Origin of the sequence: Halorubrum trueperi (genome assembly GCF_042662525.1) — an archaeon.
Taxonomy (GTDB): domain Archaea; phylum Halobacteriota; class Halobacteria; order Halobacteriales; family Haloferacaceae; genus Halorubrum; species Halorubrum trueperi.
Genome location: NZ_JBHSXI010000012.1, coordinates 71,684 through 90,770, shown reverse-complemented (window position 1 = coordinate 90,770; position 19,087 = coordinate 71,684). Strand labels below are relative to the sequence as shown.

Sequence of the window (19,087 nt, the reverse complement as noted above, 5' to 3'; positions counted from 1 at the left end):
ACGAGCGCCCATGTACGAGGCCGTTCACGCCCATCCCGAGGGCGACGCGACCGCCGCCCGTCACGCCGCCACCGCGGCGCGCTACGGCTACGAGGGCGTCGTCGTCCGCACGCGGGATGCGCTCGATCCGATCGGGGAGTCGGGCGACCTCTCTCAGGAGAGGGCTGCCGATCGGTCCCGGGAGGCGGCCGCCCTCCGCGAGGAGTACGGCGTCGACGTCGTCGACGCGGTCGAGATCGACGTCGCCGACGCGACGAGCGCCTCGGGCGCGGTCGGCAACTACCGACCCGAGCGCACCGTCGTCTGCCTCGGCGGCGGCGACGACGACCTCAATCGCTTCGCCGTCGAGGAGCCCCGGATCGACGTGCTCGCTCGCCCGATGGACGGGTCGGGCGACTTCAATCACGTCCTCGCGAAGGCCGCCCGCGACAACGGCGTTCACGTCGAGTTCGACCTCGGACCGCTGCTCCGCGCGACCGGGGGAAAACGGGTCCGCGCGCTCGCGGACCTCCGGAAGCTCCGGGAGATCGTGACCTACTACGACGCGCCCCACGTCGTCAGCGCGAATCCGCGATCGCACCTCGAACTTCGAGCGCCGCGTGAGGTCGTCGCCGCCGCCGAGACGGTCGGATTCGACGCCGAGTGGGTGAGAGAAGGGCTCCGGGCGTGGGGCGAGATCGCGGCCCGGAACCGAGAGCGGCGCTCCGAGGACTTCATAGAGCCGGGGGTCCGACGTGGACGGTATGAAGAAGACGGTTGAGGAGCACGCCGAGCGCTTCTCGGAGAAGGCGGCCGAGTACGACGATTCGAAGAGCGACGAGTACTACGCCTGCGCGGACCTGGTGATCGACAGCGCCGACCCGGGACCGGACGACGTCGTCCTCGATCTGGGTGCCGGCACGGGTGCCATCGCGCTGGCGCTCGCGCCCGACGCCGAGCGGGTGATCGCCCGCGACATCAGCGAGGGAATGATGGACGAGGGGCGGCGCAAGGCCGAGGAACGCGGCCTCTCGAACGTCGAATTCGCGTACGGCGAGTTTCGCGCTCCCGAAATCGACGAGGATCAGCGGGTAGACGTCGTCACCTCGAACTTCGCGCTCCACCACCTCGGGGACGACGAGAAGCGCGAGGCGATCCGCGTGATGACCGAGACGGGTGTCCGCCGGATCGTCCTCGGCGACGTCGCCTTCTTCGAGGAGCCGGACCCCGATGCGCCCTTTTACGGACCCGCGGTCGATGACCCGGCGACGGTCGGCACGCTCGTCGAGGCGTTCACGGCCGAGGGGTTCGCCGTGACCGGCGTCGAGCGCGTCCACGATCAGGTCGCCGTGATCGTCGCTGAGCAGTTCGGCGACCGGAACGAGACCGACGGTAGCGCGGAGTGATCGCCCCGTGAAACACCTCCCGAAACACCTCCGGCCGCGCCGGCGGTACCTCGCGGTCGGGATCGAGACGTGGCCCGATGCCGACGTCGGACGGCGGCCGTTCCAGCGCGCGCTGTGGTACGCCGCCGGCAACCTGATCGGCGACGCCGGCAGCGCCGACGCCGACCTCACGCTGCTCTCGTTTACACACGAAAGCGGCCGAGGCGAGGCGGTCGTCCGCGTTCGACGCGGACACGTCGACGAGGCTCGCGCCGCGATCGCGTGCGTGAGCGAGGTCGATGGTGACCCCGTCGGAATCCGCGTTCGTGGGATCTCGGGGACGGTACGTGCCTGTGAGGAAAGATATATGGGTCGCGCGGCCGCTAATTTAACACAGCGAGACGTCGCGTTCGAAGGCACCGAGCGGCCCGGGGTCGCACGCGGAGACGCGTGCGACGTCCGGACCGACTCGGGGTACGTCGGCGCGGCGACGTTCGACATCGAGTGATATCATGCAGGGCCAATCCCAACAGCAGGCGTACGACCGAGGAATCACAATCTTCTCTCCCGACGGCAGGCTCTACCAGGTCGAGTACGCCCGGGAGGCGGTGAAACGCGGGACCGCGAGCGTCGGCGTCCGCGCCGAGGACGGGGTCGTCCTCGCGGCGGACAAACGCGCCCGGTCCCGGCTGATGGAGCCGGCGAGCATCGAGAAGCTTCACAAGGCCGACGACCACGTCGGCGTCGCGAGCGCGGGCCACGTGGCCGACGCCCGCCAACTGATCGACTTCGCCCGCCGCCAGGCGCAGGTGAATCGCCTCCGCTACGGCGAGGCGATCGGCATCGAGACCCTGACGAAGACGATCACCGACCACATCCAACAGTACACGCAGGTCGGCGGCGCGCGCCCCTTCGGCGTCGCGCTCATCGTCGGCGGGGTCGAGAACGGCGAGCCGCGCCTGTTCGAGACGGACCCCTCTGGTACTCCCTACGAGTGGCAGGCGCTCTCTATCGGCTCCGACAGGAGCGACCTCCGCGACTACCTCGAAGCGGAGTACGAGGAGGGAATTACCACGGACGAGGCCGTCGGGCTCGCGCTCGACACCCTCGCGCAGTCGAACGACGGTGAACTGTCCCCCGACGGCGTCGGCGTCGCGACGATCACCGTCGGCGACGACGGCTACACGGAGCGGTCGCCGGACGAGCTCGAATCTATCCTCGACGATCGCGGTCTCCTCGCGGCCGACGAGGACGAAGGGAGCGAGGAGGACGAGAAGGGCGAGGACGGCGAGGATGGCGAGGACAGCGGAGACGACGCCGCTGACGACGAGGAGTAACGGCTCCCCGTATTCCGTCCCTGCGTTCGGTTTCGGCAGCTTCTCAGTCGTGCCCGGTCGGGAGAGTTATGCCGCCGGAGACCGACCGACGACGCGTGCAGAAGACGGTACTCATCACCGGCTGTTCCTCGGGCATCGGCCGGGCTACGGCGCGCGCATTCAACGACGAGGGGTGGACCGTGTACGCGACCGCGCGGAACCCTGCCGACATCGAGACGCTCGGCGAGGCGGGCTGCGAGCTCGCGACGCTGGACGTGACGGACCAGTCCGACGTCGACCGCGTCGTCGACCGAATACTCGACGAGGAGGGAACCATCGACGCGCTGATCAACAACGCCGGATACGGTCAGTTCGGTCCCGTGGAGGACGTGCCGACCGCGAAGGTCCGCGAGCAGTTCGACGTGAACGTGTACGGACCGCACCGGCTCATCAAGGCCGTTCTGCCGGGGATGCGGCGAGAGCGCGACGGAACGATACTCAACATCTCGTCGGTCGCGGGACGCGTCTCCTTTCCCGGTGGCGGGATCTATTGCGGCTCGAAGTTCGCCGTCGAAGCGATGTCGGACGCGCTCCGCAACGAAGTCGCAACGTACGACATCGACGTGGTCGTCGTCGAACCCGGTCCCGTGCGGACTAACTTCTCGAAACGCGCCGACCGCGAGGCGGCCGCCGAGAATACGGACGACGCGCCGACCACCGGGGGTGCGGACGACGGGCTCGATCGTTCCGGCGCGTACGAGGAGTTCTACGAGATATTCGAGGACACGCAACTGATCGGCGGTGACGGTCCGGTCGCGGTCGAGCCGGAACTCGTCGCCGCCGAAATCCTCAACGCCGCGAGCGCGACCCAGCCGCCGGCCCGCGTCCAGCCCGGAACCGCCGCTCGCGTCGGCGTGCTCGCGCGATTCCTTCCCGACACAATCCTCGACGCGGGGTACGAGCTCGTGCGGAAATTCGCGTCGTAACGTCGGGGATGTTCGCGCCGTTACTTCGGCGATGTTCGCGTCGTGACCTCAGCGCCGCGACCGCGAATCGACGGCGAACGGATTCTCTCCCTCCCGCCAGTCCCACCCCGGAAGCCGCGTCTGGAAGCCGGCCGCGAGCGCGGCGTCGAGGTCGTCGGCACCCGCGGTGTCGGTTCCGGCGGCGGTCCCGTCCCCGTCGACGTGGATGTCGACGAAGTGGAACGTCGCCTGCGCGAGGAGTGAGAGCGGACGGCCGCCGGCGATCGTCGCCGCGAGCTCGCGGCCGAGCACCTCGTCGACGACGAACCCCGGATAGTCGCCCTCGACGTCGAGATCGCGGAGGACCGCGACATAACCGGCGACGTTGACGGCGACCTCGCCGTTCGCGAACACGGCGTCGACCTCGCGGCGGTAGCCGTCTCGGCTCACCGGGTCCACGTCGGTCTCGAAGAGTCGACCCAGCCGCTCGCGGGCGTCGTTGAGTATCGGGACGACGACCGGCGCTCGGTCGCGGACCCACGCGTGCTCGTCGCGAACCATCTCGGGCGTAACGCGCATGTGGCCGATAGCGACCCGCAGGGGCTTGCCCTTTGCGAAGGGTTTTATAACGGCCGGGATGTATCTTGGGCCAAGCGGGTTTTCGCTGGCTGTTCCCGCACGGTACCACCTACGGACAGTACTACCACTATGCCTATCCCGGCACGGTCGACCGTTCGCGACGAGCCCAGTATCCGAACGCGGCTCGATTCGACGGCGACCCCGACGACCCGCGGTAAGATATGAGTCAAGTCGATAAGCAACTCGATACCCTGAAATCAGAGATCGAACAGGAGATTCCGAACGACATCACGGTCACCGACGTCAAGTACGAGGGCCCCGAACTGGTCGTGTACACCCGCGACCCGAAGCGGTTCGCCGGTGACGGCGATCTGATCCGGCGGCTCGCCTCCAAGCTCCGGAAGCGAATCACGGTTCGACCCGACCCGAGCGCTCTCTCGCCTCCCACCCGCGCGGAAGAGGCGGTCCGCTCCGTGATCCCCGAGGAAGCCGGCGTCACCGACCTCGACTTCCACGAGGACACCGGTGAGGTCGTCATCGAGGCCGAAAAACCCGGTATGGTGATCGGTCGCCGCGGCTCCACGCTCCGGGAGATCACCCAGGAGGTCGGCTGGACGCCCGAGGTCGTTCGGACGCCCCCGATCGAGTCCTCGACCGTCTCCAACGTGCGCGGATTCCTGAAGAACGAACGCGAGGAGCGCCGCGACATCCTCGAACGCGTCGGCCGACAGATCCACCGAGAGGAGATGTCCGACGACGAGTGGGTCCGGATCACGACGCTCGGCTGCTGTCGCGAGGTCGGTCGCGCCGCCTTCATCCTCTCGACGCCCGAGACAAGGATCCTCATCGACTGCGGCGACAAGCCGGGCGCGGAAGGCGAAGTGCCGTACCTCCAGGTTCCGGAGGCGCTCGGGGCCGGCGCGGCGACGCTCGACGCGGTCATCCTGACCCACGCTCACCTCGACCACTCGGCACTGCTGCCGCTCCTGTTTAAATACGGCTACGACGGTCCGATCTACACCACCGAGCCGACCCGCGACCTCATGGGACTGCTCACGCTCGACTACCTCGACGTCGCCGCCAAGGAGGGACGGACTCCGCCGTACGAATCGGCGCAGGTCCGCGACGCGATCAAACACACCATCCCGCTGGAGTACGGCGACGTGACGGACATCGCACCGGACGTGAAGCTCACCTTCCACAACGCGGGTCACATCCTGGGGTCCTCAGTCACCCACTTCCACATCGGCGACGGCCTCTACAACGTCGCTTTCTCGGGCGACATCCATTACGAGGACACCCGCCTGTTCAACGGTGCGGTCAACGACTTCCCGCGCGTCGAGACGCTCGTCTTGGAGTCCACCTACGGCGGGCGAGACGACTACCAGACCGATCAGGCCGACTCCGAGGAGGCACTCAAAGAGGTCATCAACGAGACGTACGAGCAGGGCGGGAAGGTCGTCATCCCCGCGTTCGCCGTGGGGCGCTCCCAGGAGATCATGCTCGTGTTGGAGGAGGCGATGCGGGAGGGAGACATTCCGACGATGCCCGTCCACCTCGACGGGATGATCTGGGAGGCGACCGCGATTCACACGACGTACCCCGAGTACCTCCGCGACAACCTCCGCGACCGGATCTTCCACGACGACGAGAATCCATTCCTCGCCGACCAGTTCAACCACATCGACGCGGGCGAGGACGAGCGACAGGAGGTCTCCGACGGCGACCAGTCGATCATCATCTCCACCTCCGGGATGATCGAGGGCGGACCGATCATGTCGTGGCTCCGCCACATCGGTCCCGACCCGAACTCGAACCTCGTGTTCGTCGGCTACCAAGCGCAGGGAACCCTCGGCCGCCGGATCCAGAACGGCTGGGACGAGATTCCGGTCGACGGCTGGGGCGGCGGCGGCCGCGGCGACACGCTCACCCTGCAGATGGGGACCGAGGTCGTCGACGGCTTCTCCGGTCACGCGGACCGGCAGGGCTTGGAGAACTTCGTGAAGACGATGAACCCGCGCCCCGAGAAGGTGCTCTGCGTCCACGGCGACGAACGGTCCGTTCAGGACCTCTCGTCGGCGCTGTACCACGACTACAACATGCGGACGTTCGCCCCGAAGAACCTGGAGACGTTCCGGTTCAAGTGAGGCGCTGAGCGGTTGGGGTGCGTCAATCGTTCACGGGCGAAGCGTCGCTCAAGGACGAAGCGTCACTCACGGGAGAAACCGTCTGCGTGCTCCGAAGTCGGTATCCCTCCACAATCGACCGAACGCGTCGCCGCTTCTCGTTTACTCGTCGCCGTCGCCGTCGTCCGACTCGGTCTCGATGATCTCGATGACTTCGAGCGGGACGTCTCGCAGCGCGCCGCCGACCTCGCTCTTCGCGATCCGCTCGGCGTGCTCCTCGCTGTCGGCGTTGAAGATGTCGATCTCCAAGAGGAGACCGACGAGTGCCGTGTTCGCGGCGAGGAACGCCGCGTCGAACGGCTCGCCGCAGGCGGGACAGCCGGTGACGCCGGGTTCGACCTCGACGTACTGCTTGTCCGTCTCGTTGAGTCGCTTTCCGGCTTCGCTGACCGCGACGCCGATGGCGTCGTCGGTCTCCTCGACGTCACGGACCAACCAGGCTGCCTCCATCGCGACCGAGTAGTTGCTCATATCGAAGCCGATGGGCCGCAGGGTTTCGTTTCTTGTGGTTTCCCCGCGGTGATCAGATGTACCGGGCGATCGGAGTCTCCGACAATTGAGATCATCGACGAACGCTCCAGTCGGACACGCGACATGCACCAGCTGAGAGCGCTCTCTGAGACGTAACCGTTCAATCAAAAATGGAAATGTTCGATCGGAGCGAGCGACCCCTACAGCCGATCGACGACCGCCGCCGCGACCGCTTCGGTCGTCGCGTCCCCACCGAGGTCGCCGGTTCGGGGACCGTCGGAGAGCACGCCCTCCACGGCGTCTCGGACGCGCTGTCCCTCCTCGACGTGGCCGAGGAACTCCAACAGCATCGCCGCCGAGAGGATCGCGGCGGTCGGGTTCGCGACCCCCTCGCCCGCGATGTCGGGTGCGGTCCCGTGGACCGGCTCGAACAGCCCGTTGTCGTGGCCGACGTTGGCCGAGGGGAGCAGGCCGAGCCCACCGACGAGTCCGGCCGCGAGGTCCGAGAGCACGTCGCCCGCGAGGTTCGGGCAGACGACGACGCCGTACTGCGTCGGGTCGAGCGGGAGCTTCGTCGCGAACGCGTCCATCAGCTCCTCGTCGGCGTCGACGCCGCGCTCCTCGGCGACGGCGAACAGCTCCTCGCGGAACCGACCGTCGGTCTCGCGCATCACGTTCGCCTTATGCGCGACCGTGAACCCCTCGTCCGGATCGCCCGCGGGACCGCGCCCGTCCGCGACGAACTCGCAGGCGTACTCCGCCAGCTCGCGCGACGCGGAGGACGTGACGACCCGCGTTAGCGTCGAGAGATCCTCTGAGAGCCGGTCCTCGTGCCCGGCGTAGACGCCCTCCGTGTTCTCGCGGAGGAAGACGACGTCGGTCTCCGGGCGGACGGCGTCGACGCCCGGATACGCCTTCGCGGGGCGGACGTTGACGAACGATCCGACCGCCTCCCGCAGCGGGAGGATCACGTCGGCCGCGGTCTCGCCCGCCGCGCCGAACAGCGTCGCGTCGGCCTCGGCGGCGAGGTCGTAGGTCTCGTCCGGGAGCGGATCGCCTGTCGCCTCCTGTACCGCGTCGCCGGCCTCCGCCTCCACGAATTCGAAGTCGACGTCGAAGGCATCCAGTACGTCGATGGCGGCGGGGACGACCTCCCGGCCGATCCCGTCGCCCTCGATGACGGCAATCTCGTAGCTCACGTCTCGTCCTCCGGAATGTCCGACTCCGGAACGTAGGGTAGCGAGCGGGCGGTCTCGCGGACCGCGCCCGCGTTCGCGCCCATCAGCGCCGTGGTGTCCCAGACACCCTCGACGAGCGCCTTCCGCTGGGCGTCGTGAACCGTCGCATCGATCACGGTGTCGTCGTAGGCGATCGTCTCCGCGGCAACGTCGATATCGACGTTCGCGTCGGGATTCGCCTCGACGTAGTCCTGGAGCGCCTCGATGGACTCCTGGTCCGCGGTGACCGTCGGGATGCCGAGCGCGAGGCAGTTCCCCGCGAAGATCTCCGCGAACGACTCGCCGACGACCGCGTCGATCCCCCAGCGCATCAGCGCCTGCGGGGCGTGTTCGCGGGAGGAGCCGCAGCCGAAGTTGCCGTTGACGACCAGGACGTTCGCGCCCTGGTACCGCTCCTCGTTGAACGGGTGGTCCTTCTCGTTGTCGTCGTCGTCGAACCGAAGGTCGAAGAAGGCGAACTGCCCCAGCCCGTCGAAGGTGACGACCTTCAGGAACCGCGCCGGGATGATCTGATCGGTGTCGATGTCGTTGCCCCGCACCGGGATACCGGTGCCGACGACCTCGGTGACCTTTTCGGCCGGCGCTTCGCCGGCGCTGAACTCCGGCGCGCTCATACGGTCGCCACCTCCTCCATCTCGCGGACGTCCGTGACCTCTCCGGTCACCGCCGCGGCCGCGACCATGATCGGGCTCATCAGCACGGTCCGGCCCTCCTTCGAGCCCTGTCGGCCGACGAAGTTCCGGTTCGAGGAGGACGCGCTCGCCTCGTCGCCCTCCAGCTGGTCGTCGTTCATCCCGAGGCACATCGAGCAGCCGGGCTCGCGCCAGTCGAACCCGGCCTCCGTGAACACCTCGTCGAGCCCCTCGGCCTCCGCGGCGTCGCGGACGCGCTGGCTTCCGGGGACGACCATCGCGCGGACGTCGTCGTCGACCTCGCGGCCCTCGACGAACGCCGCGGCCTCGCGGAGGTCCTTCAGGCGCGCGTTCGTACACGACCCCAAGAACGCCACGTCGATGTCGTAGCCCTCCATCGTGTCGCCCGGCTCGACGCGCATGTGTTTCTGGGCGCGGCGGGCGGTGTCGCGGTCCTCCTCGGGCAGATCGTTCGGGTCCGGGATCTGCTCGGTGATTCCCGCGGTCTGTCCGGGCGTGGTCCCCCACGTGACGGTCGGCTCGATTGCCGAGCCGTCGATCGTAACGACGTCGTCGTACTCGGCATCGTCGTCGGTTCGGATCGACTCCCAGTAGGGCTTCAGCCGCTCGAACTTCTCGGGTGTATCGGCGAACGCGTCCGTCTCCTTCAACCACTCGTAGGTGGTCTCGTCGGGGTTGACGTAGCCAGCGCGAGCGCCGCCTTCGATGGACATGTTACAGATGGACATCCGCCCTTCCATACCCAGGTCCTCGATGGCCTCGCCGGCATACTCGTAGACGTGGCCGACGCCGCCGTCGGTACCGAGCTTCCCGATGATCGTCAAGATCACGTCCTTCGCGGTGACGCCCTCGCCGAGCTCGCCCGTGACTTCGATCTTTCGGACCTTCTGTTTCTCCATGGCGACGCAACCCGTCGCCAGCACGTCGCGGATCTGCGAGGTGCCGATGCCGAACGCGAGCGCGCCGAACGCACCGTGCGTCGACGTGTGTGAGTCGCCACAGACGATGGTCATGCCGGGCTGGGTGAGCCCCTGCTCCGGCCCGATGACGTGGACGATTCCCTGATTTCCGGAGTCCGGATCGGAGAAGTCGATACCCGACCCGCTGAGGTTTGCCTCCAGCTCCGCCATCATGGTCTCGGCCGCGTCGTCCTCGAACGGCCGGTCGCGGTTGTCCGTCGGAACGATGTGGTCGACTGTCGCGTGCGTCCGCTCCGGGAACGCGACCTCCTGGTCACGCTCTTTCAGCATCCCGAACGCCTGCGGGCTGGTGACCTCGTGGACGAGGTGGAGACCGACGAACAGCTGGTCCTGGCCGGTCGGCAGCTCCGTCACTCTGTGCCGGTCCCACACCTTGTCGTACAGGGTCCCCTCGCTCATCGGGAGTCACCCGTGCGGTGTGCGGTCGCGTGGGTTCGATTCGCGTCGCCGCGTACGCCCATCACGCGGTCACCTCGGCCGACTCCTCCTCGTCCTCGCCCTCCTCCTGCCACGCGAACAGGCCGCGGAGTTCCTCGCCGACGGCCTCGATCTCGTGGTTCTTCTCCGCGTTGCGGAGCTGGGTGTACGCCGGCCGGCCGGCCTGGTTTTCCGAGATCCACTCGCGTGCGAAGGTGCCGTTCTGGACGCCTTCGAGGACTTCCTCCATGTTCGCGCGGACCTGATCGTCGATGATCTCGTCGCCTCGCGTGAGGCCGCCGTACTCGGCGGTGTGCGAAACGGAGTCCCACATGGCACCGAGTCCGCCTTCGTACATCAGATCGACGATGAGTTTCATCTCGTTCATGCACTCGAAGTACGCCATCTCGGGGGAGTACCCCGCTTCGACGAGTGTCTCGTAGCCCTGCTTGATCAGCGAGGCGATGCCGCCACAGAGGACGGCCTGCTCGCCGAACAGGTCGGTCTCGGTCTCCTCTTGGAACGTCGTCTCGACGACGCCGGCGCGGGTGCAACCTATCGCGGCCGCATACGCGAGCGCCTCGTCGTGGGCTTCGCCCGTGGCGTTCTGGTACACCGCCAGTAGCCCCGGGGTCCCCTGATCGTCTTCGTAGTTCCGGCGGACGATATGACCGGGCGACTTCGGTGCGATCATCGTCACGTCGACGTCCTCCGGCGGCTGGATCTGGTTGTAGTGGATGTTGAACCCGTGCGCGAACTGGAGGGTGTCCCCGGGCTCCAGGTTCGGCTCGATAGCGTCCTCGTAGACGCTCGCCTGGACCGTGTCGGGGAGGAGGACGCTCACGATGTCGGCTTCGGCGGCCGCCTCCGCCGGCGTCGCCACGTCGAGACCGTCGCTCTCGGCGACGTCCCACGAGGAGCTGTTCTTGCGGAGCCCGACGATCACGTCGATCCCGCTGTCCTGGAGGTTCTGGGCGTGGGCGTGTCCCTGCGACCCGTAGCCGAGCACGGCCACGGTCTTCCGGGCGATCGCCTCGCCGTCCGCGTCTTCGTCGTAGTATACGTTGGCTTCGACCGTCTGCATGTCGTTGTCGCTCATTGTGTATCGTGTTGGGTCTGTAACTGCGTCAGTCGTCGTGTGTGGTCGGTTCGCCGGCCGTTCCGGGCTTCTCTCCGGGTGCCGTCGGGATATCGCCGCGCGCGAGCGCAGTCTGTCCCGTCCGGGCGATTTCGATGATGCCGAACTGCCTGAACGCGTCGAGCGCGTCGTCGATCCGGGCCTCGTCGCCCGTGAGCTGGACCGTGATCGTCCGCGGGCCGGCGTCCAGCGTCCGGCCGTCGTACATCTCTGACACCGCGTGGACCGCTGCCGGGTCGTCCGCCTGCACCTTCAACAGGACGAGCTCGGCCGTGACGGCGTCGCCGGCAACCTCGCCGACCGAGATGACCGGCTTCAACTTCGCCATCTGTTTTTCGATCTGGTCGATGCCGGGATCTGTCTCCTCGACGACCATCGTGATCCGCGAGTGACCGTCGACCGTCGTCGGCCCGACGGTGAGGCTCTCGATGTTGAACTGGCGACGGGAGACGAGTCCGGAGACGCGCGCGAGCACCCCCGGCTCGTCCTCCACCAGCGCCGAGATGACGGCCCGGCGGGATTCGTGTTCCGCCTCGACGACGGGGTCGATGCGGATCCCTTCGAGGTTGCGACGCCCCTCGGGGTGTGGTCGCTCCTCGGGCCCGGGCTGATCTCCGGGCATGGGCCGCGAGTCGCCACCGGACTCGGTGTCCGAGTCGTGCCCGGACGCGGCGGATTCCCCGCTCATAGCTGGTCCTCCGCGGTGGCGAACTGGCCGTTGGCACCGCCGCTCGGCACCATCGGCAGGACGTTCTCCTCCGGATCGACGTGGAAGTCGATCACGGCGGGGCCGTCGTAGTCGAGCGCCTCCTCGATCGCGGGCGCGACCTCGTCGTAGTCGTCAACGCGGAGTCCGAGCGCGCCGAACGCTTCGGCGAGCTTGTCGAACTCGGGCATCCACGTGTAGTCGGAGGCCATGTGTCGCCCCTCGTAGAAGGCGTCCTGCCACTGGCGCACCATCCCGATGTACTCGTTGTTGAGCACCGCGATCGTGACGTCGAGGTCCTCGCGGACGGCCACCGACAGCTCCTGCATCGTCATCAGGAAGGAGCCGTCGCCGTCGAAACAGACCACGTCGCGGTCGGTTTCGCCCATCGCGTCGGCCGCGACGCGCGCGCCGACCGCCGCCGGCACGCCGTAACCCATGGTTCCCAGCCCGTGCGAGGAGACCCACGTCCGGGGCTCCGTGTACGTCCAGAACTGGGAGGCCCACATCTGATGTTGGCCGACGCCGGTCGTCACGATGGTATCGTCGTCGGTCGCCTCGTCGAACGCCTCGACGACGAACTGCGGCTTCAGCGGCTCGTCCTCGGGAGTCGCGTACGTGAGCGGGTACGTCTCTTTCCACTCCGCGCACTGCTCGCGCCACGCCTCGGTGGCGGGGTCCTCGCGGACCGCCGCGGTCAACTGATCGAGGACGCGTCCCGCGTCGCCGATCAGCGGGTAGTCGGCGTGAACGTTCTTGCTTATCTCCGCCGGGTCGATGTCGACGTGGACGACCTCGGCCTCGGGCGCGAACGTGTCGATCCCGCCCGTGAGCCGGTCGTCGAACCGGGTGCCGACCGCGATCAGACAGTCGGTGTGGGTGATCGCCATGTTCGCGTAACCGGTGCCGTGCATCCCCGCCCACGAGAGACAGAGGTCCTCGTCCTCGGGGAACGAGCCGATCCCCGGCATCGTCGTCGTCACCGGGATCCCGTACGTCCGCGCGAACGTCCGCGCGGCGTCGCTCGCGTCGGCCTTGATCACGCCGCCGCCGAACAGGCACAGCGGCCGCTCGGCCCCCTCTATCGCGCGGGCCGCCGCCTCGACCGCGTCATCGTCCGCGCTCGGATCGGGATCGGCCCCGGCCGGCGGCGACGCCGGTCCGGGCGTCTCGTCCGTCTCGTCCTGCGTGACGTCCTTCGGGAGGTCGACGAGCGTCGGGCCGGGACGCCCAGACCGCGACAGCTCGAACGCCTCGCCGACGGTGTTGCCGACGGTGTCGGCCTCGCCGGCGAAGTAGTTGTGCTTCGTGATCGGACGCGTGACGCCGATCGTGTCCGTCTCCTGGAACGCGTCGTTGCCGACGAACTCCGTCGGCACCTGTCCGGTCAGCGCGAGCACTGCGTCGGAGTCCATGTCGGCATCGGCGATCCCCGTGACGAGGTTCGTCGCACCGGGGCCCGACGTCGCCAAACAGAGCCCGGGATCGCCGGTGACGACGCCGTACGCGTCGGCCGCGTGGGCGGCCCCCTGCTCGTGGGCCATCGTCACGTGGTTGATCGACGAACTGTACAGCGCGTCGTAGACGGGCATGATCGCCCCGCCCTGCACGCCGAAGGCGGTCTCCGCGCCGGCCGCCTCCAGCGCGGCGACGACCGACTCGGCACCGGTCGACACCGGACCCGCGGCGGGGCCGCCGTCAGCGTCGGTCGGTTCGTCGGGGTCGATAGATCGCCCCGAATCGGCCGCGCGTTCGGGATCGGCGGGCTCGTCCGCCTCGTCCTCTCGTGGCTGTGCTGCTGTGTCGCTCATTGTCTTGGTGGTGTTCGGTGTGGCATCTCGCGGGTGTGAGACCGGGTCGCTCCGAACGCCGGATCGCCGGACGGAAACCGGATCGTCCGCTGGCGTTCGTCGGTACGTCGCGTCGGTGAGGAAGGGGTTATGTAGGGGGTCAGACCCCTACGATAATCGGCGCAACGGCTCCGTCGACGTCTGCGGTCGCCGGGATAGCGCGGTGCCGTCGCATCTCGGTCTAACCAACGCATTCGGGGTATAAATCCCTGTCGGGAACCGTCGTCCGCTCGGAGACGGGGCGACGCTCGCAGCGTCGTCTCGGCTCGCGAGAGCGAAGACGTCGCGTCACGCGCGTGCGTGTTCGACGTTCGCGCTTCGAACGGTCGTCGCGCTTCGAACGGTCGTCGCGCTTCGAACGGTCGTCGCGCTTCGAACGGTCGTCGCGCTTCGAACGGTCGTCGCGCTTCGAACGGTCGTCGCTCGGCGGACGGTCCGTCCAGGGAGGCGGCCATCAGATCCGGACCTCCTCCTCCTCGCGATCGACGTCGGCCTCCTCGGCGAAGCGCTCGACGTCGCCGGCGGTCACCTGGCGCTTTCCGGAGCCGTACTCCTTGACGCGCTTGGTGATGTGCCGCACCTCGCTGTCCGTCGGGTCGAACCCGGCCTCGATCAAGTGCTTTCGCACGCTGTGGGTGCCAGTGTGTTTGCCCAGCACGAACTCGCGCTCTGCGCCGACCATCTCCGGGGTCATCACGCCGGTCTCGAACGTGTCGGCGTTCTCGATGACGCCCGCCGCGTGGATGCCGGACTCGTGAGCGAACGCGTTTCGCCCGGTGATGGGCTTGTTCGCCGGAACCGGAATGTCCGAGGCCTCCTCGACGATCCGGGCCAGTTTCGTGATCTGGGTCGTGTCGATCCCGGTGTCGACGCCGTACACCGACTCGACCGCCATCACGACCTCCTCGTACGCGGCGTTGCCGGCGCGCTCGCCGATCCCGTTGACCGACACCTGCGCCTGGTGAGCGCCGTTCTCGAAGCCCATGATGGCGTTCGCCGCGGCCATCCCGAAGTCGTCGTGCGTGTGGACGTCAACGCGCGCGTCGGTGGCATCGACGACCGCCTTCACCGTCTGGCCGAAGCTGGTCGGCATCCCGACGCCGCAGGTGTCCGGAATGTTGATCCAGTCGGTCCCGGCGTCCGAGACCGCCTCGACGATGTCGATCAGGTAGTTGGGGTCGGTCCGCGTTGCGTCCATCGGCGAGAACATGCACTCGACGCCGGCGTCTTTCACCCGCTCGACGGCGGCGACGGCGCGTTCCTTCGCCTCCTCGCGGGTCGCGTGCATCGAGTCCTCCAGTTGCACGTCGCTGGTGGAGACGAACACGTGGACCATCTCGACGCCGGAGTCGATGGCGGCGTCGATGTCGCCCTCGACGACCCGCGCGAGCCCGCAGACGGTCGTGTCCGTCGCGGCGGCGATGTCGCTCACGGCCTCGAATTCCGCGTCCGAGTTCACCGGGAACCCAGCCTCGATGACGTGGGTGTTCATGTCGTCCAGCGTCGCCGCTATGCGGCGTTTCTCATCGTAGCTGAACGACGTCCGTGGTGACTGTTCTCCGTCTCGTAACGTCGTGTCGAAGATCCGTACAGGACCGATTTCGATGTTAGAAGCTATCGTGCCCTGGAAGAACTCGATCCGCCGGGGTGTCCGACGAAGCCTCCGTGATGTCTGTCATCGACTGACGACAATACGGTCAGGGACTTAACCCTTGTGCCGATCGCAAAAACGACTCGCGTGAACCGGAACCGGCGGAACGATCGATGATCAAAAACCGCACGACACCAACGCTAGTAGATGACCTTATAGACATAATACACGCCCCGTCACATCGAGGATCTGTGGTTTTGAAACCGGATTCATAAGGTGAATCGACGTTCGTTTCGTTCCGTGAACCGCCGACGCGCGGCGAAGTTCCTTCTCTCGCGACACCGAAGTGGCGTCCGGACACCGAGAGCCTCGAAGTGTCAACCTCTCACCGGCCTGGATCAATCGCCTCGACCGGCCTGGATCTCACCGGCCTGGATCAATCGCCTCGGCCTGCCTGGATCAGTACTCTTCGTACGCGAGATTCATCATCCACTGCGAGAAGGCGTCGGCCTGCGCGTCGACCTCCTCCTCGCCGATAAACGGTGACAGCATGTCGCCGGCCATCAAAAGCGAGAAGTCGAGGTCGCGCGGGGCGGGCTCCAAGTAGTACGTGTTGTGGCCGTCGTACACGGTATCGGAGCGCTGAATGAGCCCGGACTCCTCCAACGCCTCCGCGATGCGGCTCCCTTTCCGCGAGGAGACGTCGAGTTCCTTCCAGAAGTCGCTCTGGTGGATGCCGCCGGTTTCGCGGATGAGTTCGAGGCCGGCGCGTTCGTCCTCCGACAGTTCGGCCTCGAGTTCGGACACGCTCATGCGCGAACAGCCGCTCGCGAGTCGCTTAAAACTGGCTTTCCGCGCCGTCCCCGCCAGTGACGCCGCACGTGACGGCGCGATGACAGCGCGATGACCGCGAACGTGACGGCGCTGACAGCGACTGACCGAACGGTCGAGGGGTCCTCCGACCGCTATTCGCTCTCGGTCGGCGCGCCCGACCCGAACCCCGCCGGCAGCGACACTGGTTCCGCGGGCGTCTCGCACGGCGGCCCGTCCGCGTAGGCGAATTCGGGAGGCGTCTCCGGACCGGGAGCCGTCCGGATCCGCGTGAACGACCGCGTCCCGAACCCGTCGCCGTGGAGACAGGCACCGTACTCGTGGTTCGCGAGCACGTCGCCGGCGCAGTCGAGCCACGCCTCGCCCGACTCACCCGGTTCCGGGACGAGCGCCGCCGCGACCGCTCGCACGCTGTCGGCCCGTTCCGCGCCGAACTCCCGCCGACGGCTCGGGATCGCGAAGCGCTCGACGCCGTTGACCACGCCGCCGACGTTGCCGATCACGTGAACGCCGGGGTCGAGCCGGGTGATCGAGAGCTCGCCGTCGTACTCGAGGAAGAAGGCGGCGAACTCGTCGACGATCACGATGTTGAACCCGTCGTACGACCGCTCGTCGAGCTCCCTCTCGACCGCGCGCACGGCCGACTCGGCCGAGTCGGCTTCGAGACAATCCAACACGAGGAGCCCCCGAGAGCGGTCGCCGTCGCGATCGGCGTCGAGCCAGCGGTTGGTGACCGCGACGACGACGCCCGCCTCTGACAGGCCGATCCACGTTCCGCCGGCCTCCGCGTCGCGCGGGGCGACGTATCTCGGCCCATCGCCGCGGACGTCCGGCAGTTCGGCGGGTCGGTCCAGCGCCTCGTCGCGGTTGGCGGCGAGCGCGATCGGCGCGTCACCGAACGTTCGCCACGCGAGCGTGAGCGTGCACATCGAGTATTCAATCGGTGCGACCGCGACGAAAAACCCGGGGTCGGTCGATCGAAGGGAGCCATTCTTTACTCACAATAAAAGAAATCTTTTGGTCACTGGCGTCGATAGCCGAGACATGAACGCGATTGCCGTGTACGAAGGGGCCGACGAACCGGTCGTGACGGAGAAGCCGCGGCCGGATCCGGTCCCTGGCGAGGCGCTCGTCCGCACTCTCCGCGTCGGGGTCGACGGGACCGACCACGAGGTCCTCGCCGGCGGTCACGGCGGGGTTCCCGAGGGAGAGGATCACCTCGTGTTGGGACACGAGGCTGTCGGGGTGGTCGAGGATCCGAACGACACGCCGTTCTCGGTCGGCGATATCGTCGTGCCCACTGTCAGACGACCGCCCAACGGCGCGAACGAGTACTTCGCCCGCGGCGAGCCCGACATGGCCCCGGAGGGCCAGTACCACGAGCGCGGCATCGTCGGCGCGCACGGGTTCATGGCCGAGTACTTCACGAGTCCCGCGGAGTTCCTCGTCGAGATCCCGCCCGAACTCGCCGAATGGGGGTTCCTCGTCGAGCCGGTGTCGATCGCGGAGAAGGCGATCGAGCACGCGTACGCCAGCCGGTCGGCCTTTCACTGGGACCCCGAATCCGCACTGGTTCTCGGTAACGGTTCACTCGGGCTGCTCACGGTCGCGACGCTCGACGAATCGTTCGATCGGATCTACTGCCTCGGTCGGCGCGAGCGCCCGGATCCCACGATCGACATCATCGAATCGCTCGGTGCGACGTACGTCAATTCGAACGAAACGCCCGTGTCGTCGGTGTCGGAGACGCACGAGCCGATGGATCTCGTCTTCGAGGCGACCGGCCACGCCCCGCACGCCTTCGAGACCGTCGAGGCGCTCGCGCCCAACGGCGTCGGCGCGCTGCTCGGCGTCCCGGCCGACTGGTCGTTCGAGATAGACGGCGGGCGACTCCACCGCGAGTTCGTCCTCCACAACAAGGCGCTCGTCGGGAGCGTCAACTCCGGGTACGAGCACTTCGAGGCCGCCGTCGACTCGCTTCGCCGCTTTTCCGACCGCTTCGTCGACGATCTCGTCACGGGCGTGTACGGTCTCGACGAGTTCGAGGCCGCGTTCGCGGATGACGACACGACTATTAAAACGGCGGTAGAATTCGACGTATATGAAGAACGTTGACGACCTGATAGACAGCGCGGCAGAGCTCGCGGAGCGGGGGCTCTCGAAGGGAGAGATCGCGGACGAACTGAACGTGTCGCGAGAGACCGCGAGCTGGCTCGTCGAGCGCGGCGGCGGGAACGACGCCGCGACGGAGACCGAGGCGGCGTCGACGTCGACCGCCGACATCCACGTCGACTGGTCGGCGCTCGGCCGCGACTCGACGCGGCTCCGCTACGCCGCGAGCGCCATGGCGGACCTGCTGGCGAAGGAGGGCGAATCGGTCGACCTGACCGTCGGCATCGAGAAGGCCGGCGCACCGCTCGCGACCGCGGTCGCCAACCAGCTCGACACTGATCTCGGGACGTACGCGCCCGCCAAACACCAGTGGGAGGAGGGTGACATCGACGAGCACGGCGGCGGCTTCTCGCGGAACTTCGCCGGGATCCGGGACCGCGACTGCTACGTCGTCGACGATATCATCACGTCGGGGACGACGATGCGCGAGTCGATCAACGCGATCCGCGAGCAGGGCGGCGAGCCGGTCGCCTGCGTCGTCCTCGTCGACAAGATGGGCTACGACGAGATCGACGACGTGCCGGTGTACTCGCTCGTCGACGTCGTCCGCGTCGACCGCGAGGAGTGAGTAAGTGAGAGAGTGAGAGAGTGAGCGAGCGAGGGAGGCGACGGGGTCGCGTAGCGTCCGTC

At 67.5% G+C, this 19,087-nt stretch carries 19 protein-coding genes; 8 read left to right on the top strand and 11 right to left on the bottom strand.

Annotated elements, in window-relative coordinates; genetic code table 11:
- Positions 1-10: 10 nt before the first annotated feature.
- The 5 genes from ACFQEY_RS10955 to ACFQEY_RS10935 all read left to right on the top strand — a co-directional run bounded on the left by ACFQEY_RS10955 (position 11) and on the right by ACFQEY_RS10935 (position 3,666).
- Positions 11-760 carry an RNase P subunit p30 family protein gene (locus ACFQEY_RS10955; RefSeq protein WP_379768429.1) on the top strand — a complete coding sequence of 250 codons (750 nt, stop codon included), beginning with the start codon at positions 11-13 and terminating at the stop codon, positions 758-760.
- Entirely contained in the window at positions 744-1,385 is a 642-nt protein-coding gene (locus ACFQEY_RS10950) for a class I SAM-dependent methyltransferase (protein ID WP_379768427.1), read from the top strand. The genes ACFQEY_RS10955 and ACFQEY_RS10950 overlap by 17 nt, the downstream gene beginning before the upstream one ends.
- Positions 1,386-1,392: 7 nt before the next feature.
- Entirely contained in the window at positions 1,393-1,872 is a 480-nt protein-coding gene (locus ACFQEY_RS10945; protein WP_379768425.1) for an Rpp14/Pop5 family protein, read from the top strand.
- Between the two features lie 4 nt (positions 1,873-1,876).
- Complete coding sequence (gene psmA / locus ACFQEY_RS10940; RefSeq protein WP_379768423.1) at positions 1,877-2,701, top strand: archaeal proteasome endopeptidase complex subunit alpha; 825 nt, start codon at positions 1,877-1,879, stop codon at positions 2,699-2,701.
- A gap of 68 nt (positions 2,702-2,769) precedes the next feature.
- Positions 2,770-3,666: an SDR family oxidoreductase gene (locus ACFQEY_RS10935; RefSeq protein ID WP_379768421.1), complete on the top strand. Its 897-nt coding sequence runs from the start codon at positions 2,770-2,772 to the stop codon at positions 3,664-3,666.
- A gap of 48 nt (positions 3,667-3,714) precedes the next feature.
- Here ACFQEY_RS10935 and ACFQEY_RS10930 read toward each other — a convergent pair whose 3' ends face one another.
- Entirely contained in the window at positions 3,715-4,224 is a 510-nt protein-coding gene (locus ACFQEY_RS10930; RefSeq protein WP_379768419.1) for a hypothetical protein, read from the bottom strand.
- A gap of 221 nt (positions 4,225-4,445) precedes the next feature.
- Here ACFQEY_RS10930 and ACFQEY_RS10925 point away from each other — a divergent pair, with 221 nt between their 5' ends.
- Positions 4,446-6,371 carry a beta-CASP ribonuclease aCPSF1 gene (locus ACFQEY_RS10925; RefSeq protein WP_379768417.1) on the top strand — a complete coding sequence of 642 codons (1,926 nt, stop codon included), beginning with the start codon at positions 4,446-4,448 and terminating at the stop codon, positions 6,369-6,371.
- Between the two features lie 141 nt (positions 6,372-6,512).
- Here ACFQEY_RS10925 and ACFQEY_RS10920 read toward each other — a convergent pair whose 3' ends face one another.
- From ACFQEY_RS10920 to ACFQEY_RS10875, 10 genes are all read right to left on the bottom strand, one after another.
- Positions 6,513-6,881 carry a DUF555 domain-containing protein gene (locus ACFQEY_RS10920; RefSeq protein ID WP_379768415.1) on the bottom strand — a complete coding sequence of 123 codons (369 nt, stop codon included), beginning with the start codon at positions 6,879-6,881 and terminating at the stop codon, positions 6,513-6,515.
- 200 nt (positions 6,882-7,081) lie between these two features.
- Positions 7,082-8,080, bottom strand: a complete 999-nt coding sequence (locus tag ACFQEY_RS10915; protein WP_379768413.1) for an isocitrate/isopropylmalate family dehydrogenase — start codon at positions 8,078-8,080, stop codon at positions 7,082-7,084.
- Complete coding sequence (leuD, locus tag ACFQEY_RS10910) at positions 8,077-8,733, bottom strand: 3-isopropylmalate dehydratase small subunit (RefSeq protein WP_379768411.1); 657 nt, start codon at positions 8,731-8,733, stop codon at positions 8,077-8,079. Before leuD ends, ACFQEY_RS10915 begins: the two co-directional genes overlap by 4 nt.
- On the bottom strand, positions 8,730-10,151 hold the full coding sequence (gene leuC, locus ACFQEY_RS10905) for a 3-isopropylmalate dehydratase large subunit (protein ID WP_379768409.1): 1,422 nt from the start codon (positions 10,149-10,151) through the stop codon (positions 8,730-8,732). Before leuC ends, leuD begins: the two co-directional genes overlap by 4 nt.
- Positions 10,152-10,212: 61 nt before the next feature.
- Positions 10,213-11,268 (bottom strand): ketol-acid reductoisomerase, encoded by a 1,056-nt coding sequence (gene ilvC, locus ACFQEY_RS10900; RefSeq protein WP_379768407.1) that lies wholly within the window; start codon positions 11,266-11,268, stop codon positions 10,213-10,215.
- A gap of 28 nt (positions 11,269-11,296) precedes the next feature.
- Positions 11,297-11,995, bottom strand: coding sequence for an acetolactate synthase small subunit (ilvN, locus tag ACFQEY_RS10895; RefSeq protein ID WP_379768405.1), 699 nt, complete (start codon positions 11,993-11,995; stop codon positions 11,297-11,299).
- Positions 11,992-13,824, bottom strand: coding sequence for a biosynthetic-type acetolactate synthase large subunit (gene ilvB / locus ACFQEY_RS10890; RefSeq protein WP_379768403.1), 1,833 nt, complete (start codon positions 13,822-13,824; stop codon positions 11,992-11,994). Before ilvB ends, ilvN begins: the two co-directional genes overlap by 4 nt.
- Positions 13,825-14,317: 493 nt before the next feature.
- Entirely contained in the window at positions 14,318-15,502 is a 1,185-nt protein-coding gene (locus tag ACFQEY_RS10885; protein WP_459864475.1) for a LeuA family protein, read from the bottom strand.
- 411 nt (positions 15,503-15,913) lie between these two features.
- Positions 15,914-16,267, bottom strand: a complete 354-nt coding sequence (locus ACFQEY_RS10880) for a helix-turn-helix transcriptional regulator (RefSeq protein ID WP_379768401.1) — start codon at positions 16,265-16,267, stop codon at positions 15,914-15,916.
- 152 nt (positions 16,268-16,419) lie between these two features.
- A complete protein-coding gene (locus ACFQEY_RS10875; RefSeq protein ID WP_379768399.1) occupies positions 16,420-17,214 on the bottom strand; it encodes an NRDE family protein in 795 nt (264 codons plus the stop codon).
- A 115-nt stretch (positions 17,215-17,329) separates the two neighbouring features.
- On the opposite strand from ACFQEY_RS10875, the gene ACFQEY_RS10870 reads away from it, so the two are divergent.
- Positions 17,330-18,400 (top strand): glucose 1-dehydrogenase, encoded by a 1,071-nt coding sequence (locus ACFQEY_RS10870; RefSeq protein WP_379768397.1) that lies wholly within the window; start codon positions 17,330-17,332, stop codon positions 18,398-18,400.
- Positions 18,387-19,025 carry a transcriptional regulator GfcR gene (gfcR, locus tag ACFQEY_RS10865; RefSeq protein ID WP_379768395.1) on the top strand — a complete coding sequence of 213 codons (639 nt, stop codon included), beginning with the start codon at positions 18,387-18,389 and terminating at the stop codon, positions 19,023-19,025. The genes ACFQEY_RS10870 and gfcR overlap by 14 nt, the downstream gene beginning before the upstream one ends.
- Positions 19,026-19,087: the final 62 nt, after the last annotated feature.